Source organism: Acidovorax delafieldii, from assembly GCF_007993815.1.
GTDB lineage: Bacteria > Pseudomonadota > Gammaproteobacteria > Burkholderiales > Burkholderiaceae_C > Acidovorax > Acidovorax delafieldii.
On sequence record NZ_VJWE01000014.1, the window covers coordinates 100233 to 122981 of the forward strand.

Genomic DNA, 22749 nt, shown 5'->3' on the forward strand with positions numbered 1-22749 from the left:
CGTCCCATGAGCGCCATACCATGAACGCCATCGGCCTGTTGCTGCTGGTGCTGGCCCTGGTGCTGATGATGACCACCGGCTGGGCCACCTACGCCGTGCTGCTGGGCGTCAGCACCCTGGGCGCGATGGCGGGCCTGGCGCTGGGCGCGTTTGATGGCGCGGTACTGCGCAGCCTGCCGGAGCGCGTGGTGGGCCTGCTCGAACACGATCTGCTGCAGGCGCTGGTGCTGTATGCCGTGGTGGGTGCACTGCTCAACCACCTGGCACTGGTCAACGGCCTGTACAGCGGGCTGCGCAAGCTGCTGGCGCGCGTGGTGGGGCTACGGGCCGCGCCCGACATGGCGGGCCTGGGCGTGGGCATGCTGATGGCGCCCATGAACGGATCGGTGGGGGCCAGCCTGGTGACCCTGTCGCACACCGCCGGGCAGGCCTGGGCCCGCGAAGGCATGCCGCCCGCCCGCCGCACCGCCCTGGTCGCCGTGGCCAGCACGCTGGGCATCATCGTGCCGCCGTCGCTGGTGCTGTTGCTGCTGGGCGATGCCATGCTGCGCGCCCACACCGAGGGCCTGACCCTGGCCACGCAGTTGGGGCTGGCCAGCGCCCGCGCAGGCACCCGCATCATCAATACCCAGGATGTGCTGCAGGCCGCCCTGGCCCCCGGTGCGCTGCTGCTGGTGTTGTGGATGGGCGTGACCTGGTGGCTGGCCCAGCGCCGCGCTGTCGGCATCGCCGATCAAGGGGTCGCGTCCACAGCACCCGCGCCGCTGACCCGCAGCGAGCGCTGGACGTTGGGCGTGGTGCCCACGCTCATCGTGGCCCTGCTGGCACTGGTCACCACCGGCCGCGTGCGGGCGGTGGAGGCCGCCGCCACCGCCGGGGTGCTGCTGCTGGTGTGGGGCATGGCGTCGCGCCAGCTCACACTACGGCGGCTGGCGCAGGTGCTGGACGACGCCATGGCGCTCACCGGCGCGCTGTTTGCGCTGCTGGTGGCGGCCGTCACGTTCTCGCTGGTGCTGCGCGCCTACGGCACCGATGTGCTGGTGGCCGAATGGATGCGTGCCCTGCAGGGCCAGCCCCTGCTGGCCATGGGGGTGGTGCTGGCCGTGCTGCTGGGGTCGGCGTTTGTGCTAGATGCGTTCGAGCTGATCTTTCTGATCATTCCCATCGTCATGCCCCCTTTGCTGGCACTGGTGGACGACGCGGCCTGGGTGGCCGCGCTCACCTTGCTGGTTCTGCAGGCGGGGTTCCTGCTGCCGCCGCTGGGCTACGCGCTGGTGCTGTCCCGCGCCCAGGTGGCTCCCCGGCCCGCCATGGGCGCGGTGGCGCGTGCGCTGGCGCCCTACCTGCTCTGCCTGGCCGGCGTGATCGCCCTGGTGATGGCCGTGCCCGCCACCACGCAGTGGCTGCGCAGCACGCCCGCCACGCTGCCCGAGATGTCGATCCAGGGCGACGACCTGGACGCGCTGATGCGCGAGATGTCGCAACCCGAGGCGCCAGCCCTTGCACCCGCCGCCTCCGCAACACCTCCCTGAAGCTATCATTTGAATAGCAACCAGGGCATGCGGCACTAGCGCATCCGCCCGAAAACACCTCAAACCCCGACAACCGGCCCGCCCCGGTGCGCCATGGGACAATCTCGCCCCATGACACCGCAGCAGTACGTACAGCAAAAAGCCGTGGCCTCGGGCAGCAGCTTCTATTACGCCTTTCTCTTTCTGCCTGCCCCGCGCCGCGCGGCCATCACGGCGTTCTATGCGTTTTGCCGCGAAGTGGACGATGTGGTCGATGAAGTGAGCGACCCTGGCGTGGCCCGCACCAAGCTGGCCTGGTGGCAGGCCGAAGTGACCAAGGCCTACGCGGGCCAGCCCACGCACCCCGTGATGCTGGCGCTGATGCCGCTGGCGGCCGACTACGGCATCGAACAGCGCCACCTGCAGGCCGTGATCGACGGCTGCCAGATGGACCTGGAACAGACGCGCTACCTCGACTTTGCAGGTCTTCAGGGCTACTGCCACCTGGTGGCGGGCGTCGTGGGCGAAGTCGCAGCGCGCATCTTCGGCCAGACCGACCCGCGCACCACCGAATACGCCCACCGGCTGGGCCTGGCGTTCCAGCTCACCAACATCATCCGCGACGTGGGCGAAGACGCCATGCTGGGCCGCATTTACCTGCCGGTCAGCGAGCTGCAGCAGTTCGACGTGAAGGCGCACGAGATCTTGAAGCGCCAGTACTCCGACCGGTTCACCGCACTCATGCGTTTTCAGGCCGAGCGTGCGCACCGGCTGTACGACGAGGCCTTTGCCATGCTGCCCGACGCGGACCGCCGCACCCAAAAGCCCGGCCTGATGATGGCCAGCATCTACCGCACCTTGCTGCGCGAGATCGAGCACGAAAACTTCCAGGTGCTGCACCAGCGCATCCGCCTCACGCCGCTGCGCAAGTTCTGGCTGGCCTGGAAGATGCAAGCCCTGGGCAGGATGTAGCCCGGCGTGGCACCGCAGAAAGTCGCCGTCATCGGGGCTGGCTGGGCCGGCATGGCTGCGGCCATCGCCCACCGGCAGGCCGGCCGCCAGGTCACCGTGTTCGAGGCCGCACGCACGGTGGGCGGCCGCGCCCGCGCCGTGCCGGGCGTGCTGCCCGATGGCACAGTGGCCACGCTGGACAACGGCCAGCACATCCTGATCGGTGCCTACACTGAGAGCCTGCGCCTGATGCGCCTGGTGGGCATGGACCCTGCCACCGCGCTGCTGCGCCTGCCGCTGACCCTGCAGTTCCCCGATGGCCAGGGCCTGCAACTGCCCGACCTGCCCCCGCCGCTGGATGCGCTGCTGGGCATCGCGCGCGCCAAAGGCTGGGGCTGGCAAGACAAGATCGCTCTGCTGCGCACGGCCACGGCCTGGCAGCTGCGCGGCTTTCGCTGCGCGCCCCACACCTCGGTGGCAGACCTGTGTGCCCCGCTCACGCCCCGGCTGATGGCCGAGTTCATCGACCCGCTGTGCGTGTCGGCACTCAACACCCCCGCACGCGAGGCCAGCGGCCAGGTGTTTTTGCGGGTGCTGCAGGACAGCCTGTTCAGCGGGCGCGGTGGCTCCAACCTGCTGCTGCCCCGTACCGACCTGGGCGCGCTGTTCCCCGAGGCTGCGGTGCGCTGGCTGGTGCAGCAAGGCGGCCAGGTGATCACCGGCCAACGCATCCAGCGGCTTGTGCCTCTGGCCAGCGGGCGCTGGCAATTGGTGGGGGCTGTGGGCGCCGTCGGTACAGCGCAGGGCGCCGAAGCAGCCGAACCCTTCGACCACATCACCCTGGCCTGCCCCTCGTGGGAGGCCGCGCGCTTGGTCGAGGGCCTTGCCAGCACGGCGGGCCTGGCCGCTGCCGCCCGCTGGGGCGCCACCGCCAGTGCCTTGCGGTTTGAGGCCATCACCACCGTTTACGCGCACGCCAGTGGCGCGCGCTTGCCCCTGCCCATGCTGGCGCTGCGCAACACGGCCGAGCACCCTGCGCAGTTCGTGTTCGACCGGGGCCAGCTCGACGGCCAGCAGGGGTTGCTGGCCTTTGTGGTGAGCGCCAGCGATGGCGACCGGGCGCTCATCGAGCAACAGGTGATGCAGCAGGCTGCCGCGCAGCTGGGCCTGCCGGGCCTGCGCCCTGTGCAGACCGTGGTCGAAAAGCGCGCCACGTTTGCATGCACCCCCGGCCTGCAGCGGCCCGCCATGCAGGTGCTGCCGGGGCTGACGGCCTGCGGCGACTATGTGGAGGGCCCCTACCCGGCGACGCTGGAAGGCGCGGTGCTCTGCGGCACCGCAGTGGCGGCCTGCGCAGCAGCGGGCTGACACAACACCACCCGGGCCAGCAGGCCACCCCCGGGTAACTACCAAGCCCGCTGACAGCATTCCGAAAGCACGACCCAGGCACCATGGCGCCACTCGCATACCGCATGCGCCTTGTTCGCCTTTGGGCGCGCTGGCCTTTCGGCCTTTTGTTTTGACGGAGACACCCCCATGCTTTCACACGAACACCCCGCCCTCTGGTCCCCCACCCGCCGCCATCTGCTGGGAGCCAGCGGCGCACTGGCCCTGGGCGGTCTGCTGCCCGCTAGTGCCTCGGCCCAGGCGGCCTGGCCGTCCAAGTCGGTGCGGTTTGTGGTGCCGTTCGCGCCGGGCGGCAGCTCGGAGATCGTGGCCCGCTCCACCGCTGCCGAGCTGGGCAAGACGCTGGGCCAGAGCGTGTATGTGGACAACAAGCCGGGCGCCGCAGGCAACATCGCCATGGGTGAAGTGGCACGCTCGGACGACCAGCACACGCTGATCCTGGGCCACATCGGCACACTGGCCGTCAACCCCTTCATCTTCGACAAGCTGCCCTACGACGCCAACAAGGACTTCAAGCCCGTGAGCCTGCTGGCCAAGGTGCCCAGCCTGTACGTGGTGCACCCCGACGTGCCCGCCAAGAACCTCAAGGAGTTCATCGCCTACGCCAAGAAAAACCCGGCCAAGCTCAGCTATGGCTCGGCGGGCAACGGCAGCGCAGGCCACTTGGCGTTTGAATACCTCAAGATGACCGCCGAGATCTTCATGCTGCACGTGCCATACCGTGGCACCGGCCCCATGATGACCGACCTGCTCTCGGGCCGCCTTGATGCCGCTGCCGTGGGCGCTGCCGCCCTGCTGCCTTTCATCAAGGCCGGCAAGGTGCGCTGCATTGCCACCGGCTCGGCCAAGCGCCTGCCCCAGCTGCCCGACGTGGCCACGGTGGCCGAACAGGGCTTTCCGGGCTTTGAGATGACGCAGTGGTACGGCATGCTGGCGCCCGCCAACCTGGCCCCGGCCAACCTCGACAAGCTGGCGGCCGAGACCGCCAAGGCCGTCAAGGCCCCCGGCTCGCTGGAGCGCCTGAATGCGGATGCTGCCGAGGCCATTGGCGGCACACCAGCGCAGTTCGCGCAGTTCATCGCGTCCGAACAAGAGCGCTGGAAGAAGGTGCTGCTGCGCGCGAAGGTGAAGCCAGACTAACCCCCTGAGCCGCTTCGCGTCTTCCCCCTTTCTCTCGCCCCGCTGCGCGGGTCGGGATGGGGGACGCAGCCAGTGCGGCGGGGCGGCCCTTGCACGGCTGCCTGGCCTGGGCAGTGCGTGCTCGCAAGCTGACTGCTGGCGCTTGCGCGCCGTGACCGCTCCGCGTTGAATGGCTCAATGCTGAAGGCAAGCCCTGCGCCTTCCGCACAAACGGTAGCATCCCTCCATGCGCATCCTTCTGGCCGAAGACGACCACAACCTGGGCACTTGGCTGAGCCGCGCGCTGGAGCATGCGGGCATCCAGGTCGAATGGGTGAACGACGGCCGCCTGGCCGACCGCGCGCTGCAGCAGCACGACAACTACGACGCACTGGTGCTGGACCTGGGCCTGCCCGGGCTGGACGGGCAGGCAGTGCTGCAACGCCTGCGCGACCGCGACCAGCGCCTGCCCGCGCTGATCCTGACGGCACGTGATTCGCTGGACGAGCGCGTGCGCTCGCTCAACGCGGGGGCCGACGACTTTCTGGCCAAGCCCTTCGAGCTGGCCGAGCTGGAGGCACGCCTGCACGCCCTGGTGCGCCGCGCGCGTGGCAACGAGCACCAGCGCCAGGCCTGCGGTGCGCTGGTGTACGACAGCGCCCGCAAGCAGTTCAGCCTGCGCGGCGAGCCCCTGGCCCTGTCCCCGCGCGAACATGCCGTGCTGCGCGTGCTGGTGCAGCGCAGTGGCGAGCCGTTTTCCAAGCAGCAGATCCTGGACCGCGTGTTCACCGACGATGACGATGTGCACCCCGAAGCCGTCGAGGTGTTTGTGCACCGCCTGCGCAAGCGGCTGGACGGCAGCGGTGTGCGCATCACCACGCTGCGCGGCCTGGGCTACGCGCTAGAGGCTGACTGACCGATGGGCCTGACCGCACGCCTGCGCCGCGCCAGCCTGTGGCGGCTGCTGGCCATGCTGTTGCTGCCACTGCTGGCCGTGGTAACGGGCGTAGAGCTGTGGATGACTCGGCACGATGCGCTGGAGGCCGCCAACGCGGCCTACGACCGCTCGCTGCTCGGCGCGCTCAAATCCATCGACGCCAACATCTCCACCGCCTCGGGCGGCCTGTCGGCCGAGTTGCCGTACAGCATGCTGGAATTCTTTGAACTCACGGCCAGCGGCAATGTGTACTTTCGCGTGGCGTCGTCCGACGGGCTGGTGGAGCTGGGCAATGCCGACCTGCCCCTGCCCGCTGGCTCGCTGGAGCCCGGCGTGCCGCGTTTTTATGACGCCACCTACTTTGGCGAATCCGTGCGGCTGGCGGCCTACCGCCGCGCGCTGGACCGCGCGGAGCCCGCATCCACCGTGCTGGTACAGGTGGCCGAAAGCACGCGGTCGCGCCAGGACTTCACAGCCCGCTTTGTGCGCCGCGCAGTGCAGCGCGATGCGCTGGTGCTGGCCCTGATGGTGCTGGGCACTGCGGCACTGCTGGCTGTGGCGCTGCGCCCGCTGGCGCGGCTGGCGCGCGAGGTGCAGGCCCGCAGCGGCGACGACATGACCCCGCTGGCATCCAACGACCTGCCCGCAGACATCCGCCCGCTGGTGGACGCGGTCAACCAGCAGATGGCGCGCACGCAAGACCTGGTGGCGCAGCAGCGGCAATTTCTGGACGATGCCTCGCACCAGCTGCGCACCCACCTCACCACGCTGCAGATGCAGATCGACTACGCACGCCGCGAGGGCGACACCACGCAGGTGCAGCACACGCTGGCAGCCATCGGAGGCGAGATCGCCCGCGCCACGCGCAGCACCCAGCAACTGCTGGCGCTGGGCCGCAGCGACACAGCGGCGGTGGAGCTGACGCCCTTTGACCTGGCCGCGCTGCTGCGCACGGTGGCGCTGGAGCTGCTGCCCCAGGCGCGCGCCAAGCAGATCGACTTTGGCATCCATACGCCCTCCGCTGGCATCGAGGCCGTGGGCGACAGTGGCCTGCTGCGCGAGGCCCTGACCAATCTGGCAGCCAATGCCATCGCCTACACCCCCGCGCAGGGCACCGTCACCGTGTCAGCCGCGGGTGACAGCCTGGGCTGGAGCATCTGCGTGGAGGACAACGGCCCCGGTCTGCCCGCCGAGGAGCGCGACGCACTGGGCCAGCGCTACCGGCGCGGCTCGCAGGCCACGGCAGGCGGCTCCGGCCTGGGGCTGGCGATTGCCCGGTCGATTGCCGAGCGGCACCGGGGCAGCCTGCGGCTGCAGGCGCGCGCTGAAGGGCCAGGGCTCCTGGCAATACTCTGGTGGCCCCGCGCCTGACACAGTCTGTTGAACAAGTGAACGCTCCACACCCCATGCCGCAGCCCTTGCCCACCACAGACCGCCCGCTGACAGCGCCTTGCAGCCGCCGCCAGCTGCTGCAGACGCTCGCGGCCGCCGCCAGCGCTGGCGCGGGCCTGGCTCCCTTCCCGGCGGCGGCCGACGCATCCCGTGAGCCGGCGGAATGCATTGCACCTTCACGCCCCGGCGGCGGATTTGACCTGACCTGTGGTCTGGCCTCGCAGGCACTGCAGGCCGTGCGCCCTGGCCGCACGCCGCTGCGCACCCGCTACCTGCCCGGCGGCATTGGCGCGGTGGCATTTGACCAGGTGGCCACCGGCCGCCTGGGAGGGCCCGGCACGCTGGTGGCGTTCTCCAGCGGCTCGCTGCTCAACATGGCGCAGGGCCGCTTCGGCCCACACCCGGTGAGCGCCGTGCGCTGGATAGCGACGCTGGGCAACGACTACGGCGTGGTGGCTGTGCACCGCGACGCCCCCTACCAGCGCTTGCAGGACGTGGTCACCGCCTTGCAAAAAGATTCGGGCCGCGTGGTGTTTGGCGCCGGCGGCACGCTGGGCAGCCAGGACTGGGTCAAGGCCGCGCTGCTGGTGCGCGCAGCGGGGCAAGACCACAAGCGCATGCGTTTTGTATCGTTTGAAGGCGGCGGCGAAGCGCTCAAGGCGCTGGGCGGCCGGCACATCGACATCTTCACCGGCGACGCGGCCGAGGCCACCCGGGCCGCTGCAGAAGGCCTGCCGGTGCGCATCCTGGCGGTGCTGGCACCCGCGCGGCTACCCGGTACCCTGGCCGCCCTGCCCACGGCACGCGAGCAGGGCATTGACCTGCAATGGACCACCGTGCGCGGCCTCTACATGGCTGCCAGCGTGCCGGACGCGGCTGCCCACGCCTGGACGACCGCCCTGCAGGAAGCCCAGGCGGCGCCCGGGTATGCCGCGTTGTGCGCCCGCCATGGGCTGTACCCCTTTGCGCTGAGTGGCACGGCCCTGGACGACTATGTGCAACGCAGCCTGGCCGACTATCGCCGCCTGGCGCAGGATCTGGGGCTGCGGTCCTGGCCGCGTTGATCTGCGCTGCGCACCACCTCCTGAGCGATTGGTCCGCTGACCGTCCCTACGCGGGCAGGGCACCCACTCCTTGTAGTCCGGGCAACCCAGCAGGCCGGTCATCGGCAGGTAGCACTGCTGTGCGGCGCTCGGCCTCGGCGTCTCCCGCTGCGGGCAAGGAAGACTGCACCACATAGGCCGTCAGGGTGTTGCGCCACTCTTCGTTCGATGCATCCATGGCGTGTCGCATGCGCGCCAGCAGCCAGCCTGCTGCCCCGACCGTCAAGGCCAGCATAGCCAGAAGCCCATACACCAAGGACGCCGGGAAATGCCCTGCATTCAGCTGTTCCACACGGGCCAGCAATGCGAGCGTGGCCTGATGGTCTTGCTCGGCCTGCGCGCGCATGCGATCCACTTCCACCTGCAAGGCCTGCATGCGCGCGCCGGGGGATCCCGCGCCGTCCGGCGCGTTGACCTCCGCAGCCGAAGCCGCCACCGGCATCAATGTTGCGCCGTCGGACGGAGCCCCTTCGCCCGAGGCGGGCGGCGTGACCAGCGCCGTCAACGGCTCCATCACCAGCCGGGGCTTGGAAGGTCCAGGCGCAACAGATGCCGCTGCTGGAGCCACCGAGGCGGTGGACGATGCCGACGCCTGTGCGGGGGGCGCTGCTGCGGCCTCAGGCGCCATGCTGGGCGCGGTGCTGGCTGGCTCCTGAGGCGCCGTCTGCGCAGTGCTGGTCGCGGAAGCCACTGCCGCTGTGTCAGCGGACCGGCTGCGCGCAACGGGAGCCCCGGCAGACTTTGCGGCCAGTTTCGTGCCCTTGCGCTCTACCCGGCTGGCGGCCGACGCCTTGCGCGGCCGCGAGGGGCCCATTGCGGGTACAGACGACGCTTCTCCGGCAGCCACCCCAGCCGCCCGTGAGGGGGAGGCATCCGCCAACGGCACCTCCCAGGGAATCGCCACTGGCTTCAGCCCGGCCGCAACGGTGGCGGGCAGATCGGCCAGAAAGGTGTATTCGCGCGTCACCCGGCCCGTGCAATGCACGGAGACCTGGGCTGTCAGCACCGGCTCGTCGGCCAAGTGGGAGGACTGCACCCGCAGCACCGGGTTGCGCTCTTGGTCGCCCGGCCGCACGCTCAACTGGACACGGCCCGCCGGCACAGCCACATCGCCGGACACCAGCCGCACTTGCGGGCACAAGGCGTCTACCGACATGCCAGGGTCCAGCTGGACTTCAAAGCCCAGGTCGATGGGCTGCCCCAGCCACACCTTGCCTTGCGGCGCGCCCAGGGACAGGGCTTCCGCCGCCTCGGCCAGCAGCCCCAGCAGGGCGACGATCAGGGAGTTACGCAGCATCACAACCACCTCCTGCCATTGCAATTAGTTTCTACATGAAACAAAACACAACGGAAAGAAATGAATGCGCAGGTCTCAGTGCCAGACCCCGGACAGATCGCGGTTGGGTGCGCCTGGCGTTGAGCAACGGGCCGTGTAGCCCGCTACCGCTCCAGCCACCACTGAATCACCACCTTGGCCAGGAAACCCAGAAAACCCACGCCAAGGCCCAGGAAGAGCACGAAGGTGCCAAAGCGTCCGGCCTTCGATTCCCACGCGAGCTGCCCGATGATGAACAGCATGTAGGCGATGAACGCCCCCACCCCGTAGGTGAGGAAGAAGCCCGAGATCTGCGCCTCGGTAAATCCAAAAATCACGATGTCCCTCCTGGCCGACGCACAGGGGCCGCCGGTACAGCAGGGGCCACCAGGTCACGCTCGGGCAGGCTGGATGCATCCACCAGGTCGCGGTACGCGTGCCAGCTGGCGTGGCCCAGCATGGGCATCACAGCGATCAGGCCCAGCAGCAGGGAGCCCAGGCCCAGTAAGGTAAAGCCCAGGATGATCGCGGCCCAGAACGCCATCGGCAGCGGGTTGGTGATGACCGCCTGCCAGCCGGTGAGCACCGCCTGCAGCAGCGTGGCGCGGCGGTCCAGCAGCAGGGGCATGGCCACCACGCTGGACGCAAAAATGGGCGCGGCCATCAGGCTGCCCAGCGCCAGCCAGATTTCAAACAACCAGCCGTCACGCGCCATGACCACGTGGCGCAGAAAGTCGAGCGGCGTCTCGATGGGCACGGGCGCCAGCAGCGTGATGAGCGCCGCAGATGTCATGACCCAGCCCGAGGCGGCCAGCGCCAGCAGGGCCCCGAACTGCAGCATGCACCAGTAGTCGCTGCCCCATTTGTTCACATGGCTGTTCTGCCAGTTGAGCCAGGTCTTGAGCACCACGCCCAGGTTGGCGGCTTCGCCACGCTCCAGCGCGCGGCTCAGCGCATACAGGCTGGTGGCCAGCACCGGCGCCACCACCAGAAAGCCCGACAGAGCCCCCGCCAGCAGCCAGAAGCGGTGGTGTGCCACTGCAAAGATGGCGGCCCCAAACAGTGTGAGCGCCAGGCCATGCGCAAAACTGATCCAGCCCGCCCGTGCCATGTCGCGCCAGGCCAGCACCAGCCAGGTCATGGGCTGCATCAGGCCGATGGTGCGGATGGCGGGCAACGGGGGGGGAGTACGGGGCATGGTGGGAGGGGTCGCTGAGCGACGATGGAGTGTGACCTGATCAGGCAGCGGCTTCAACCGCCGCGCGCCCAAACCTTGACCTGAGGCAAGAAACCGAACCCAGCGAAACCGGTCAGGCCAACAGCCGGCACAGCGCGGTAAGGCTGTCCACCGTGGCATGGGGCGGTGTGTCGTCGTGCGGCCAGGGGTGGTTGGCACTGTTGATCCACACCGCCTGCATACCCGCGTTCAGCGCGCCCTGCGCATCCAGTGTGGCGTCGTCGCCCACGTGCAGCACCTCGTGGGGCAACACATCCACGGCCGTGGCGGCCGCATGGAAGATGCGCACATCGGGTTTGGCGATGCCAAAGTCCGACGCGCTGATGCTGTGGCGAAAGTAGTGGCCGATGCCGATGCGGTGAATATCGGCATTGCCGTTGGACACCGCCACCACCGGGTAGCGCGCTGACAAGAAAGCCAGCGTGTCGTGCGCATCGTCAAACAGCTCCACCCGCTGGCGCTCTGCAAAGAACAAATCAAACGCCGGTTCGGCCAGCGCGGGCTCGTCACCGGCCTGCGTCAGCGCCAGCCGGATGGACTCGCGCCGCAGCGCGCTCAGGTCGCCCTTCAGGTCAGGGCGCAGGGTCACCATCTGGTTGCGGATGGCGCGCAGCGCCTCGGTGTCCGAGAAGAGTGCCGCCGTGGCAGGCGCGTGGTGGGTCAGCCAGTCCAGCAGCACACTCTCGGCCCGCGTGATGGTGGGCCAGATGGGCCAGAGCGTGTCGTCCAGATCGATGGAGATGGCGCGGATGCGGGAGGTGTCCAGAGAGGGATTTGGCACAGGGCGCACCTGAAGGATGAAGGCGAAAAAAGAGGCCCCGGCGATGCACCGGGACGAGGGCCGCAAAGCATACCGCAGGCCTTTGCGGAATGCAGTGCGTTCAACCCGGGTCTGGCGCGCCCCCAGGCCCCAACGAAGATCCGCGCACCACCAGCAGCCCGGGCAGCAGGCTCTCGCGCGCAGGGCCTTCCAGGCCGTTGATACGCTCCAGCAGGCACTGCGCAGCACGTTGCCCGATGGCATCGGTGGGCTGGGCCACCGCGCTCAGGCCAGGCCGGATCAGCGACGCCCATTCGGGGTCGTCAAAGCCCACAAAACCCAGCTGTTGCCCAAACGTCCACCCCAGGCGCGAGACGGACGCTGCCACCCGCAGCGTGACCACCGAATTGCCCGCCACCACCGCGCAGCGCTCGCCGGGCCGGGCCTGCTGCAGCAGATCGGTGAGTGCCTGGTCCAGCACTTCGTCACCCTGCTCGGCCGCCAGCTGCAGCACCGCGCCGCGCACCGCCGAGCCCTTGGAGGACACCAGCGCACGGAAGGCCTCCGTGCGCTCGATGCGGGAACTCACGCCCAGCAAGGGCTGGCTGATGTAGAGCAGGCGCTGCCAGCCTTGCTGCTGCAGGTGGGCACAGGCTTCGCGCATGGCGCCCTGGTTGTCCAGCGAGACGAAGTCTGCCGCCAGCCCGGCGTGGCGCCGGTCCACCAGCACGGCGGGCTTGCCGTGCAAGGTGTTCACATCCGCCTGCCCCTCGCCCTGCCCCAGCGTGTTGAGGATGAAGCCATCCACCTGGTAGCTGGCCAGCGCGTCGATGGCCGCGCGCTCGCGCTCGCGGTCGTTGCCCAGGTTGAACAGCATGACCAGGTAGCCCGCGTCCTGGCAGGCTTTCTCGGCGCCCCGCAACACGGCCACCGAATAGGGGTTGGTGATGTCGGCCACCACCAGACCAATGAGCCGTGAGCGGCCATGGCTCAGCGCCTGGGCCATGGGGCTGGGCACATAGGCCAGCTTGGCGATGGCCGCCTCGACCCGCGCTGCAATGTCGGGGCTGAGCAGGCGTTCGCGGTGGTTGAAGTAGCGCGACACCGTGGCCTTGGACACACCGGCCTCGGCCGCCACATCTGCGATGGTGGGGCGGGCGCGCAGCGTGGCGGAGGGTGGGGGTGTCGGCGGGCTCATGCGGGTACGGCGTTGTACACGGCGGCGGGCCGTTCGCCCGCCAGGGCCTGCAGCAGGTTGGTGGTGGCCAGCGCCGCCATGGCATGGCGCGTGTCGTGCGTAGCCGAGCCGATGTGGGGCAGCGGGGTCACGCGCGGGTGGGTGCGCAGGGGCGACGCCAGCGGCAGCGGCTCGGTGGCAAACACATCCAGCCCCGCTGCGCGCAGCGGGCCATGGTCCAACGCGTGCAGCAGGTCTTGTTCCACCACGGTGGCGCCCCGGCCGCCGTTGATGAAGATGGCGCCGGGCTTCATGGCTGCAAACAGTTCGGCGTTGACCATGCCCCGTGTGCTGTCCGACAAGGGCAGCATGGCCACCACAAAGTCCGACTGCGCCAGCAACGCGGGCAGAGGCTTGTGGATGGCCTTGCCCTGCAACTCAGGGGCCTGGGTCGCCAAGTCCACCGGGCGGCGGGCGTGGTACATCACGGGCATGCCAAACCCCAGTGCGGCGCGGCGCGCCACGGCCTGGCCAATGCGGCCAAATCCGAGCAGGCCCAGCGTCTTGCCATGCACATCGCTGCCAAACAGGTCTTCTCCAATATTCTTGGTCCACCGGCCCTCGCGCACCAGTTGCGACAGCTCCACCAGCCTGCGGCTGGTGGCCATGATGAGGGCAAACACCGAGTCTGCCACCGTTTCGTCGAGCACTCCGGGGGTATGGCACAGCATGATGCCGCGCGCCTGCAGCACGTCCAGCGCGTAGTTGTCCACGCCCACCGAAATGCTGGACACCACCTGCAGCCGGGGCGCACGCGCCAGCACGGCGGCATCGATGGGAAAGCTGGAGCCGATGAGCCCGTGCGCCTGTGCCAGCGCGGCATCGAACCGCGCGCGCTCGTCAGGCTTGCGCGGGTCGGCCACGGTCACGTCGTGCATGGCGGTCAACCGCGCGAGCTGGTCGGGCGGCAGCTCGCGAAACACCAGCACTTGCTTGCGCGCTGGGCTTGTGCTGCCGTCTGCTGAAGGTAGCGCCAGGCTCACAGGCCCGCCTCCTGCAGTTGTGCCCGGGTGGGCAACCCCTCGGTGTCGCCCAGCACCTGCACGGCGCGGGCACCAATCCAGGCGCCACGGCGCACGGCGGCGGGCACAGTCAGGCCTTCCAGCAGCGCGCTGATCACGCCCACCGCAAAGCCGTCGCCCGCGCCCACGGTGTCCACCACCTGGGCCACGGGCACGCCGGGCACGCGGCCGGTGCCGGCCACGTCGCTGTCGTAGTACGCGCCCTCGGGCCCGAGCTTGACCACCACCAGCTTGGCGCCCCGCTCACGGTAGAACCGCGCCACACCCTCAGGGGTGGTTTCGCCGGTCAAAAACACGCCCTCTTCCATGCCCGGTAGCACCCAGTCGGCATAGGTGGCCAGGGTGTTGATCCAGTGGCGCATGGTCTCGGGCGACGACCACAGCGTGGGACGCAGGTTGGGGTCGAACGAGATGGTGCGGCCTGCAGCACGCATCACCTCCAGCGTGCGGATGGCAGCCTGCAGGCTGGTGTCGGAGATGGCGGCAAACACGCCTGTGGCATGCAGGTGGCGCGCGGACCGCAGCCAGGGCTCGTCCACATCGGCGGGCACCATCTGGCTGGCGGCAGAGCCCTTGCGGTGGTATTCGACCTGCGGATCTCGCCCGTCGGTCACGCGCTCCTTGAACTGGAAGCCCGTGCGCTGCGTGGCATCGCACACCACGTGCGAGCAATCAATGCCCTCCCCCTGCATGGCGGCCAGCAGCGCGCGGCCCATGGAGTCGGTGCCCAGGCGGCTGGCCCAGCCCACCTTCAGGCCCAGGCGCGCCAGGCCAATGGCCACATTGGTCTCGGCCCCGGCCGTGCGCTTGTGAAAGCCGGTGGCGTTCTCCAGCGGACCGGGCTCGTTGGCCACCAGCAGCAGCATGGCCTCGCCAAACAATGCAACGTCGAAGACTGAATCGCTCATGCAGCCTCCCGTGCAGCGCGGATAAAGGCCACTTGCTCGCGCGTGACAGCCACCAAGTCGTCGCCCACCAGCGGGTATTCAATGGCATGCGGTACATCGGCAGGCAAGGCACGCAGCACGGCGCGCCAGGGCGCCACCGAATCGGCCAGCGGCACCGCCACCCACTTGGCGGGCAGGCGCTGCACGCCCTTGCAGTGCACATAGCGCACATAGGGTGCCAGTGCCTGCGCGGCCTGCAGCGGGCATTCGCCCTGCCAGTGCCAGTTGCCCATGTCAAAGGTCATGCCCAGGTCGAGCCCGGCCTGCGCCTGAGCTGCAAAAAACGCCTGCATGGCGGCCAGCGTGCCAGCGGTGGCGGTCTGGTCGTTCTCGATCACCAGCTCCACCTGCGGGGCGGCCTGCAGCACGGCCTGGAGGCGGTGCAGCGAGGCATGCGACGGCGAGCCAAAGCCGCCAATCGACATCTTCAGGCGCGGCGCACGCAGCACCTGCGCAGCCTGCACGCCGCGTGCCAGGGCTGCTTCGTCCAGTTCGCCCTGCGCGGTCCACAGGCCTTCGGGGCTGGAGTACACCGCCGCCCGGCCCGCCAGCGCTGGCAGCTCGGTGGCCGCATCGCGCAGCAGTTCGCCACGCACCTCCACGCCATCCGCGCCCGCTTGCTGGGCCAGGTCGGTGCACCACAGCTGGCCGTGGCGACCGGTTTCGGCCGCGCCGAAGGAGGACAGGGAAATCAATACCTTCATGTGTTTCTTTCAGGCCGCGCCCCCACGGGGCAAAGGCCATCAACCGCACGACCTGCCAGGTCTCAATGTGCGTGGTGGGAAGTCAGGATCTGGCCCAGGAACTGCCGCGTCTTGTCGTGCTGCGGCTGGCCAAAGAACTGCTGCGGTGGCGCCTGCTCCAGGATCTTGCCGTCGGCCATGAAGATCACCCGGTCGGCCACGCTGCGGGCAAAGCCCATCTCGTGCGTCACGCACAGCATGGTCATGCCGTCTTCGGCCAGGCTGATCATGGTGTCCAGCACTTCCTTGACCATCTCGGGGTCGAGCGCCGAGGTAGGCTCGTCAAACAGCATCACCTTGGGCGCCATGCACAGCGCCCGCGCAATGGCCACGCGCTGCTGCTGCCCACCCGACAACTGGCTGGGGTGCTTGTGCGCCTGCTCGGGGATGCGCACGCGGGTCAGGTACTTCATGGCCACTTCTTCGGCCTGCGCCTTGCTCATGCCGCGCGATCGCATGGGGGCTAGCGTGCAGTTTTCCAGAATGGTGAGGTGTGGGAACAGGTTGAACTGCTGAAACACCATGCCCACTTCGGCGCGCACGACATCAACGTTCTTGCCGCCAGCGGTCAGGTCGATGCCATCGACCTCGATGCGGCCCTTTTGCACCGTCTCCAGCCGGTTGATGCAGCGAATCAGCGTGGACTTGCCCGAGCCCGATGGCCCGCAGATCACGATGCGCTCGCCGGGCCGCACCGACAGGTTGATGTCGGTGAGCACCTGGAAGCTTTCGTACCACTTGTTGACCCCTTCCATGCGGATGATCGGCGGTGTGCCGGGGGCGGTCGTGACTGCGTCGCTCATCAATGGCTCCTTATCGTTCAGGCAGGCTTACTGCAGCTTGGGCAGGTCGGCGCCCAGCCACTTCTGGTACAGCTTGTTCAGCTCGCCATTGGCGGTGTTGCGTGCCACAAAGTCGTTCACGGCCTTGGTCAGCTCGTCCTGGCCGGGGCGCAGGGCAATGCCCATGGCCTGCTGCAGCAGGTTGAACTTGTTCTCAAACGTGTTGGCGGGCACGCGCTTGGCGATCTGCGCCGCCACCGTGACCGAGCAGCCAATGGCATCGACCTGGCCCGAGATCAGCGCCTGCATGGCCGATGCATCGTCGTCAAAGCGGCGGATCTCGGTGCCCTCAGGCGCGGCCTTGGTCACGGCCACATCCTGCGTGCTGGCGCGGGCCACGCCCACGCGCACGGTCTTCAGGTCTGCCGCGCTCTTGATGTTGGCGCCCGTCTTGCCGTACAACACGATGGTCGCGGCCGCATAAGGCTGCGAGAACTGCACCTGCTTGGCACGCTCGGGCGTGATGGCCAGCGAGGCCACCAGCACATCAACCTTGTTGGTCAGCAAGAACGGGATGCGGTTGGGGCCGGTGACGGGCACGATGTTGGCCTTCACGCCCAGGTCCTTGGCCAGCAGCTTGGCCACGTCGGCGTCGTAGCCGTCGGGCTGGTTTTGCGCGTTGGTGGTGCCGTAGGGCGGAAAGTCCACCAGCATGCCGATGGTGATCTCACCCTTCTTCTTGATGTCCGCCACGGACTGGGCCGAGGCCAGCGGCGCAAAGGCCGTGAGCGCGGCACCCAGGCCCAAGGCAGCCAAAGCGGCGGTGGCGGTGCGGCGTTGCAAAGAAAAAGTCATCGCATGTCTCCTGGTGGTTGGTGTGAACGAGAACAGAAAGAAAAGAGGACGGCGGCGCGTGGGTCAGCGCGCCAGAGCACGTGCGCGCTTGCGCTCCATGCGTGCGGCCAGCAGCGACAGCGGCCAGCAGATCACGAAGTACAGCGCAGCCACGGTGGTGAACACATGCAGCGGCTGGAAGGTGGCGTTGTTGATGATCTGCCCCGCCCGCGTGATCTCGGTGAAGCCGATGATGGCCGCCAGCGATGTGCCCTTGATGATCTGCACCACGTAGCCCACCGTGGGCGGCAGCGCAATCTTGAAAGCCTGGGGCAGCACCACAAACCGCATGCGGGCCACGTACTTGAGGTTCAGGGCCTGTGCCGCCTCCCACTGTCCACGTGGCACCGCCTCGATGCAGCCGCGCCAGATCTCGGCCAGAAACGCCGCGCTGTTCAGCACCAGCGCCACACCCGCGGCCACCCAGGGGTTGATGTCAAACCCCAGCACCGGCGCACCAAAGAAGATGAGGAACAGCTGCAGCAGCAGCGGCGTGCCCTGGAACACCTGGATGAACACGCGCGCCGCATTGCGCGCCGCCGCGTTCTCTGAGGTGCGCGACAGCGCCACCACCAGCCCCAGCAGCGCACCGCCCACGAAGGCAATGGCCGACAGCGCCAGCGTCCACTGCGCGGCCTGCACGATGAAAAGGAACTCGGAGAGTCCGAAGGTACGCATGGTCGGTCTCCTTATCGGCGGTCTGGGTAGTTAAGGACGCGCTGATAAATCAGCTTGAACAGCGCCGAGAAACTCAGCGCCAGCGCCAGATAAATGGCCGTCACCACGATGTAGATCTCAAAGCTGCGGAAGGTCTGCGACTGCAGGTTGGCCGCCACCGAGGTCAGGTCGTCCGCCGAGATCACCGACACCACGGCCGAGCTGAGCATCAGCAAGATGAACTGGCTGGTGAGCGCCGGGTAGATGGCCTTGAGCGCGGGCTTGAGGACCACAAACCGGAAGATCTCCCACGGCTTGAGGTTGAGGGCCTTGCCCGCCTCGATCTGCCCCTTGGGGATGGACTCGATACCCGCCCGCACGATCTCGGCCGCATACGCCCCCAGGTTGACCACCATGGCTGTCAGCGCCGCCGTGTAGGGCGACCAGCGCAGGCCGATGGATGGCAGCGCAAAGAAGAAGAAAAACAGCTGCACCAGAAACGGCGTGTTGCGGATGACCTCGATGTACGCGTTGATCAAAAACCGCAGCCAGCCCGGCCCGCCGGTCTTGCCCCAGGCGCAAAAGATGGCCACCACCAGCCCCAGCAAAGTGGCGGTGAGCGACAGCTGCACGGTGATCCAGGTGCCCTTGAGCAACAAGGGCCACGCGGCAAACACGGCATCGAACTGGAACTGGTAATTCACGGTGAACAGCGGTTATTCCAAAGTGGCGTCAGTTTATGAAACCGGTTTCATAACCACATCAGGGAATACCCGATGCACCCCCAAAAGGGGCTGAAAACACCTGAAGACGCCATGCCCGGCGCTGATCTCGCAGGCGGTGGTGTGCCGGGCGGCAAATAGGCTCCCAGCCCGCACTGGCCCGGCGCGTGGGTGAAAATGCCGCATGCCTTCCTTCCACCCCGAACCCCCTTTCACCCACGGCCAGGCCGACCGCACCGCTGTGCTGCTGTGCAACCTGGGCACGCCCGACGAACCCACGGCCCCGGCCGTGCGCCGCTATCTGGCGCAGTTTCTGGGTGACCACCGCGTGGTGGAGATCCCCAAACTGCTGTGGATGCCTATCCTGCACGGCATCATCCTGCGCACGCGCCCGGCCAAGTCGGCCGCCAAATACGCCAGCATCTGGACGCCCGAGGGGTCGCCCCTGGCGCACTGGACGGCCAAGCAGGCCACGCTGCTGCGCGGCTGGCTGGGCGAGGCAGACCACGCGGTGCTGGTGCGCCACGCCATGCGCTACGGCAACCCCTCCATCGCCAGCCAGCTCGATGCGCTGAAGGCCGAGGGCGCCACGCGCATCCTCATCCTGCCGCTGTACCCGCAGTACTCCGCCACCACCACAGCCAGCGTGTTTGACGCCGTCTACACCTGGGCCGCCGCCACCCGCAACGTGCCCGAGCTGCGGTTCGTCAACCACTACCACGACGCCCCCGGCTACATCGACGCGCTGGCCCGCACCATCGAAACGCACTGGAAGCACCACGGCCAGCCCGACCAGCTGGTGATGAGCTTTCATGGCGTGCCCGAGCGCACCCTGCACCTGGGCGACCCCTACCACTGCGAGGCCCGCAAGACCGGCCGCCTGCTGGCCGAGCGCCTGGGCCTGCGCGAGGAGCGCTACCGCATCACCTTCCAGTCGCGTTTTGGCAAGGCCAAGTGGCTGGAGCCCTACACCCAGCCCACCATCGAGGCGCTGGGCAAGGCGGGCACGCGGCGGGTGGACGTGGTGTGCCCCGGCTTCACCAGCGACTGCCTGGAGACGCTGGAAGAAATCAACATGGAAGTGCGCGAGGCCTTCTTGCACGCGGGCGGCAAGGAGTTTCACTACATCCCCTGCCTGAACGACAACCACCACTGGATCACCGCGCTGAGCCGCGTGGCACAGCAGCACCTGGCGGGCTGGCCCACCGAGGCCCCCACCGCCGCCGCACTGGCCGATGCGCGGAGCCACGCGCTGGCCGGTGGTGCGCCTGCCGGGGTTTGCCCGGTGGCGCACTGATACGCATGCCCATGCCATTACGCATGCGAACGCAAAAGCGAATGGCACTGGGCGGCCTGCGCGCCCATGGTCATTCACTACATTATTGATAGCACCCAGGGCATATTGCACTAGCGCATCAGCCCGTTTTGGCTCATATTTTGGTCGCCAGGTGCTGCATGGCTGCCTGCCACGCACTCCGCACCGCCCCCTCCTACACCCACATCAATGCCCGCTTTTGCCCTTGCCCCCCACCAGTTGCGTCTGACCATTGACCCCGCCACGCTGGGCTTTGCCAGCACCGCCGAGCTGCAAGACCTGCCCCTGCCCTGGATCGGGCAGGAGCGTGCCCAGGCCGCCGCGCAATTTGGCCTGGCGATGCAGCAGCCGGACTACCACCTGTTTGTGCTGGGCGAAGTGGGCAGCGGGCGGGCGTCACTGCTGCGCCAGGCCATGCAGGCCGAGGCCGCAAAACGCGCGGTGCCGCCCGACCTGTGCTACCTGCACCACTTTGACCAACCCGACCGCCCCCGCGCGCTGCGCCTGCCCGCAGGCGAGGGCCGCATGCTGCGTCAGGGTCTGGCCGACATGGCACGCAGCCTGCAGGCCGACATCCCCAAACGCCTGACCAGCCCCGACTTCAAGGCCGAGGCCGAGCGCATCGAGAAGACCTGGCAAACGCAAGAGAGCGAAGCCTTTGCAACGCTGGACGCATTTGCCGAGGCCCGCCAGTTCCGCCTGAGCCGCGAGGCCGGGCACATGGTGTTCACCCTCACCGGCCCCAAGGGCCAGCCGCTGACCGAAGGCGAGGCGCGCGCCCTGCCCCGCGAGCGCCGCGCCGAGATCGACGCCGCCGAGCAGGAGCTGCGCGCCGAGATCGCCAAGTTTCTCGAAACCACCCGCCCGCTGGAGCGCGCGCGCGACGACGCCCTGGCCGCCCTGCGCCGCCAGACCATCAAGCCGCTGGTGGAGCACGCGCTGCACGGCATCCGCCAGGGCCTGCGCAAGCAGATCAAGGACACCGTCAAGCTCACGCACTGGCTCGACCAGGTGGAACAGGCCGTGCTGGGCGACATCGACCTGTTCGAGCCCCTGGACGCTGAACGAGGTAGCGACCAGGGCGCCGATGCCGAAGACGACCGCAAGGACGCGCTCGACGACCTGCTGGCCCGCTGCCAGGTGAACCTGGTGGTGGACAACCACGGCCGCACCGCCGCGCCCGTGGTGGTGGAAGACAACCCCACCCAGCGCACGTTGTTTGGCAGCATCGAACATGGCTCGGACGCCGATACCGTGCAGGCCGACCACACCAGCATCCACGCGGGCAGCCTGCTCAAGGCGCACGGCGGCTTCATCCTGCTGCACCTGCACGACCTGGCCGCCGAAGAAGGCCTGTGGCAACGCCTGCGCCGCTTTTTGCGGTGCGGCCGCCTGCAGATCGAGGAAGGCGGCGGCGGCCCAGGCCATGGCCCCGGCGGCGCCGTGGCGCTGCAGCCCGAGCCGGTGGATGTGGACGTGAAGATCGTGCTGATCGGATCGGTGGACGAGTACTACGCCTTGCAAGACGCCGACCCCGACGCCGCACGCCGCTTTCGCGTGAAGGTGGATTTTTCAGACCACTTTGCCGCCACCCCCGCCACCCACCACGCCACCGCCATCCTGGTGGCCCAAGTCTGCAAAAAGCGCGGCCTGCCCCACTTCGGCCCCGACGCCGTGGCCCTGGTGCTGGAGCAGACCCACCGCGAGGCCGACGACCAGCGCCGCCAGAGCGCACGCTTTGCCCACACCGAAGCGCTGGCCATTGAAAGCGCCGCCCTGTGCAAGGCACACGGAGGCACCCTGGTGCAGGCCGCCGATGTGTTGGCCGCCCTGGCCGCCCGCACCCAGCGCCACAACCAGCCCGAAGAAGAGCTGCACGACTCCATCACCGAGGGCGAGCGCCTGATCTCGCTGGCAGGCTCCATCACCGGCCAGATCAACGCCATGACGCAGATCGACCTGGGCGACTACCGCTTCGGCTTTCCGGTGCGCATCACCGCGCGCACCTTTGCCGGGCAAGAGGGCCTGCTCAACATCGAGCGCGAGGTCGATATGTCCGGCCCCATCCACGACAAGGGCGTGCTCATCCTGCACAGCTACCTCACCGCGCTGTTCAGCCACGTGGCGCCGCTGGCACTCAACGCGTCCATCGTGTTCGAGCAGGAATACAGCGGCGTGGAAGGCGACTCGGCCTCGTGCGCCGAGCTGTACGCGCTGCTGTCCAGCCTGTCAGGCCTGCCACTGCGCCAGGGCATTGCTGTGACCGGCGCACTGAACCAGCACGGCGAGGTGCTGCCCGTGGGCGGTATCAACGAAAAGATCGAAGGGTGGTTCCGCGCCTGCGCGACGGCGGGGCTGGACGGCACCCACGGCGTGCTGATCCCCGCCCGCAACCAGCGCCACCTGATGCTGGACCGCAGCGTGCTGGACGCGGTAGAGCGCGGGCTGTTCCACGTCTACACCATGGTGCATGTGAGCGAGGGGATTGCGCTGCTGACGGGGGAGGCGTCGGGGATGAGCCCGGCAGAGTTGCTGCAGGCGCAGGCGGATGAACTAGCCGGAGGCGCGGCCACGGTGGAGGACACGGTGATGCAGCGGGCAGAGGTGACGCTGCGGGCGTATCGGAGGGCTTGTCAGGTGGCGGGGGGTGCGCGGAGAGGGCAAGGGGCTCGGGGGCGATAGGTGGCGCAGCGGCCCC

At 68.5% G+C, this 22749-nt stretch carries 21 protein-coding genes; 9 read left to right on the forward strand and 12 right to left on the reverse strand.

Annotated features, from left to right (window positions below):
- The first annotated feature begins 20 nt into the window (after positions 1–20).
- The 7 genes from ATF69_RS14460 to ATF69_RS14490 all read left to right on the forward strand — a co-directional run bounded on the left by ATF69_RS14460 (position 21) and on the right by ATF69_RS14490 (position 8381).
- The gene (locus ATF69_RS14460) at positions 21–1532 is read left to right on the forward strand and encodes a TRAP transporter large permease subunit (RefSeq protein WP_146871384.1); all 1512 of its coding nucleotides are present in this window, start codon (positions 21–23) and stop codon (positions 1530–1532) included.
- Positions 1533–1643: 111 nt separating this feature from the next.
- On the forward strand, positions 1644–2483 hold the full coding sequence (gene hpnD / locus ATF69_RS14465) for a presqualene diphosphate synthase HpnD (RefSeq protein WP_056747120.1): 840 nt from the start codon (positions 1644–1646) through the stop codon (positions 2481–2483).
- 6 nt (positions 2484–2489) lie between these two features.
- On the forward strand, positions 2490–3830 hold the full coding sequence (hpnE, locus tag ATF69_RS14470; RefSeq protein WP_146871385.1) for a hydroxysqualene dehydroxylase HpnE: 1341 nt from the start codon (positions 2490–2492) through the stop codon (positions 3828–3830).
- A gap of 168 nt (positions 3831–3998) precedes the next feature.
- Entirely contained in the window at positions 3999–5009 is a 1011-nt protein-coding gene (locus ATF69_RS14475; RefSeq protein ID WP_146871386.1) for a Bug family tripartite tricarboxylate transporter substrate binding protein, read from the forward strand.
- Between the two features lie 226 nt (positions 5010–5235).
- Positions 5236–5904 carry a response regulator gene (locus tag ATF69_RS14480; protein WP_146871387.1) on the forward strand — a complete coding sequence of 223 codons (669 nt, stop codon included), beginning with the start codon at positions 5236–5238 and terminating at the stop codon, positions 5902–5904.
- Positions 5905–5907: 3 nt separating this feature from the next.
- Positions 5908–7296, forward strand: coding sequence for a sensor histidine kinase (locus ATF69_RS14485; RefSeq protein WP_146871388.1), 1389 nt, complete (start codon positions 5908–5910; stop codon positions 7294–7296).
- Positions 7297–7331: 35 nt separating this feature from the next.
- Entirely contained in the window at positions 7332–8381 is a 1050-nt protein-coding gene (locus ATF69_RS14490; protein WP_244303732.1) for a tripartite tricarboxylate transporter substrate-binding protein, read from the forward strand.
- A 46-nt stretch (positions 8382–8427) separates the two neighbouring features.
- On the opposite strand, the gene ATF69_RS14495 is transcribed toward ATF69_RS14490, so the two are convergent.
- The 12 genes from ATF69_RS14495 to ATF69_RS14550 all read right to left on the reverse strand — a co-directional run bounded on the left by ATF69_RS14495 (position 8428) and on the right by ATF69_RS14550 (position 18718).
- A complete protein-coding gene (locus tag ATF69_RS14495; RefSeq protein WP_146871390.1) occupies positions 8428–9717 on the reverse strand; it encodes a hypothetical protein in 1290 nt (429 codons plus the stop codon).
- A gap of 143 nt (positions 9718–9860) precedes the next feature.
- The gene (locus ATF69_RS14500) at positions 9861–10073 is read right to left on the reverse strand and encodes a DUF2788 domain-containing protein (RefSeq protein WP_056064510.1); all 213 of its coding nucleotides are present in this window, start codon (positions 10071–10073) and stop codon (positions 9861–9863) included.
- Positions 10070–10933, reverse strand: a complete 864-nt coding sequence (locus ATF69_RS14505) for a DUF2189 domain-containing protein (RefSeq protein WP_146871391.1) — start codon at positions 10931–10933, stop codon at positions 10070–10072. Before ATF69_RS14505 ends, ATF69_RS14500 begins: the two co-directional genes overlap by 4 nt.
- Positions 10934–11045: 112 nt before the next feature.
- A complete protein-coding gene (locus ATF69_RS14510; RefSeq protein WP_015014902.1) occupies positions 11046–11753 on the reverse strand; it encodes an HAD-IA family hydrolase in 708 nt (235 codons plus the stop codon).
- Positions 11754–11853: 100 nt separating this feature from the next.
- On the reverse strand, positions 11854–12930 hold the full coding sequence (locus ATF69_RS14515; RefSeq protein ID WP_146871392.1) for a LacI family DNA-binding transcriptional regulator: 1077 nt from the start codon (positions 12928–12930) through the stop codon (positions 11854–11856).
- On the reverse strand, positions 12927–13952 hold the full coding sequence (locus ATF69_RS14520; protein WP_146871393.1) for a 2-hydroxyacid dehydrogenase: 1026 nt from the start codon (positions 13950–13952) through the stop codon (positions 12927–12929). The genes ATF69_RS14515 and ATF69_RS14520 overlap by 4 nt, the downstream gene beginning before the upstream one ends.
- Entirely contained in the window at positions 13949–14899 is a 951-nt protein-coding gene (locus ATF69_RS14525; protein ID WP_146871394.1) for a sugar kinase, read from the reverse strand. Before ATF69_RS14525 ends, ATF69_RS14520 begins: the two co-directional genes overlap by 4 nt.
- Positions 14896–15642, reverse strand: coding sequence for a sugar phosphate isomerase/epimerase family protein (locus tag ATF69_RS14530; RefSeq protein WP_121942522.1), 747 nt, complete (start codon positions 15640–15642; stop codon positions 14896–14898). The genes ATF69_RS14525 and ATF69_RS14530 overlap by 4 nt, the downstream gene beginning before the upstream one ends.
- 62 nt (positions 15643–15704) lie before the next feature.
- Positions 15705–16484 (reverse strand): amino acid ABC transporter ATP-binding protein, encoded by a 780-nt coding sequence (locus tag ATF69_RS14535; protein ID WP_146871395.1) that lies wholly within the window; start codon positions 16482–16484, stop codon positions 15705–15707.
- 27 nt (positions 16485–16511) lie between these two features.
- The gene (locus tag ATF69_RS14540) at positions 16512–17318 is read right to left on the reverse strand and encodes a transporter substrate-binding domain-containing protein (protein ID WP_015014908.1); all 807 of its coding nucleotides are present in this window, start codon (positions 17316–17318) and stop codon (positions 16512–16514) included.
- 63 nt (positions 17319–17381) lie between these two features.
- Entirely contained in the window at positions 17382–18035 is a 654-nt protein-coding gene (locus ATF69_RS14545; RefSeq protein ID WP_146871396.1) for an amino acid ABC transporter permease, read from the reverse strand.
- Positions 18036–18046: 11 nt separating this feature from the next.
- Positions 18047–18718 (reverse strand): amino acid ABC transporter permease, encoded by a 672-nt coding sequence (locus tag ATF69_RS14550; protein WP_146871397.1) that lies wholly within the window; start codon positions 18716–18718, stop codon positions 18047–18049.
- A gap of 202 nt (positions 18719–18920) precedes the next feature.
- Between ATF69_RS14550 and hemH the strand changes: the two genes are divergently transcribed.
- Together hemH and ATF69_RS14560 are read left to right on the forward strand one after the other, a co-directional pair.
- Complete coding sequence (gene hemH, locus ATF69_RS14555; protein WP_146871398.1) at positions 18921–20033, forward strand: ferrochelatase; 1113 nt, start codon at positions 18921–18923, stop codon at positions 20031–20033.
- Positions 20034–20240: 207 nt separating this feature from the next.
- Positions 20241–22733, forward strand: coding sequence for a Lon protease family protein (locus tag ATF69_RS14560; protein WP_146871399.1), 2493 nt, complete (start codon positions 20241–20243; stop codon positions 22731–22733).
- Positions 22734–22749 lie beyond the last annotated feature (16 nt).

Excerpts from the sequence above, each read along its gene's own strand:
- ATF69_RS14480 (WP_146871387.1), top strand. The coding sequence starts at position 5,236 with ATGCGCATCCTTCTGGCCGAAGACGACCACAACCTGGGCACTTGGCTG.
- ATF69_RS14505 (WP_146871391.1), bottom strand. The coding sequence starts at position 10,933 with ATGCCCCGTACTCCCCCCCCGTTGCCCGCCATCCGCACCATCGGCCTG.
- ATF69_RS14560 (WP_146871399.1), top strand. The coding sequence starts at position 20,241 with ATGCCCGCTTTTGCCCTTGCCCCCCACCAGTTGCGTCTGACCATTGAC.
- ATF69_RS14540 (WP_015014908.1), bottom strand. The coding sequence starts at position 17,318 with ATGACTTTTTCTTTGCAACGCCGCACCGCCACCGCCGCTTTGGCTGCC.
- hpnD (WP_056747120.1), top strand. The coding sequence starts at position 1,644 with ATGACACCGCAGCAGTACGTACAGCAAAAAGCCGTGGCCTCGGGCAGC.
- ATF69_RS14475 (WP_146871386.1), top strand. The coding sequence starts at position 3,999 with ATGCTTTCACACGAACACCCCGCCCTCTGGTCCCCCACCCGCCGCCAT.
- ATF69_RS14460 (WP_146871384.1), top strand. The coding sequence starts at position 21 with ATGAACGCCATCGGCCTGTTGCTGCTGGTGCTGGCCCTGGTGCTGATG.
- ATF69_RS14490 (WP_244303732.1), top strand. The coding sequence starts at position 7,332 with ATGCCGCAGCCCTTGCCCACCACAGACCGCCCGCTGACAGCGCCTTGC.
- ATF69_RS14485 (WP_146871388.1), top strand. The coding sequence starts at position 5,908 with ATGGGCCTGACCGCACGCCTGCGCCGCGCCAGCCTGTGGCGGCTGCTG.
- ATF69_RS14515 (WP_146871392.1), bottom strand. The coding sequence starts at position 12,930 with ATGAGCCCGCCGACACCCCCACCCTCCGCCACGCTGCGCGCCCGCCCC.
- ATF69_RS14495 (WP_146871390.1), bottom strand. The coding sequence starts at position 9,717 with ATGCTGCGTAACTCCCTGATCGTCGCCCTGCTGGGGCTGCTGGCCGAG.
- ATF69_RS14525 (WP_146871394.1), bottom strand. The coding sequence starts at position 14,899 with ATGAGCGATTCAGTCTTCGACGTTGCATTGTTTGGCGAGGCCATGCTG.
- ATF69_RS14545 (WP_146871396.1), bottom strand. The coding sequence starts at position 18,035 with ATGCGTACCTTCGGACTCTCCGAGTTCCTTTTCATCGTGCAGGCCGCG.
- hemH (WP_146871398.1), top strand. The coding sequence starts at position 18,921 with ATGCCTTCCTTCCACCCCGAACCCCCTTTCACCCACGGCCAGGCCGAC.
- ATF69_RS14535 (WP_146871395.1), bottom strand. The coding sequence starts at position 16,484 with ATGAGCGACGCAGTCACGACCGCCCCCGGCACACCGCCGATCATCCGC.
- ATF69_RS14530 (WP_121942522.1), bottom strand. The coding sequence starts at position 15,642 with ATGAAGGTATTGATTTCCCTGTCCTCCTTCGGCGCGGCCGAAACCGGT.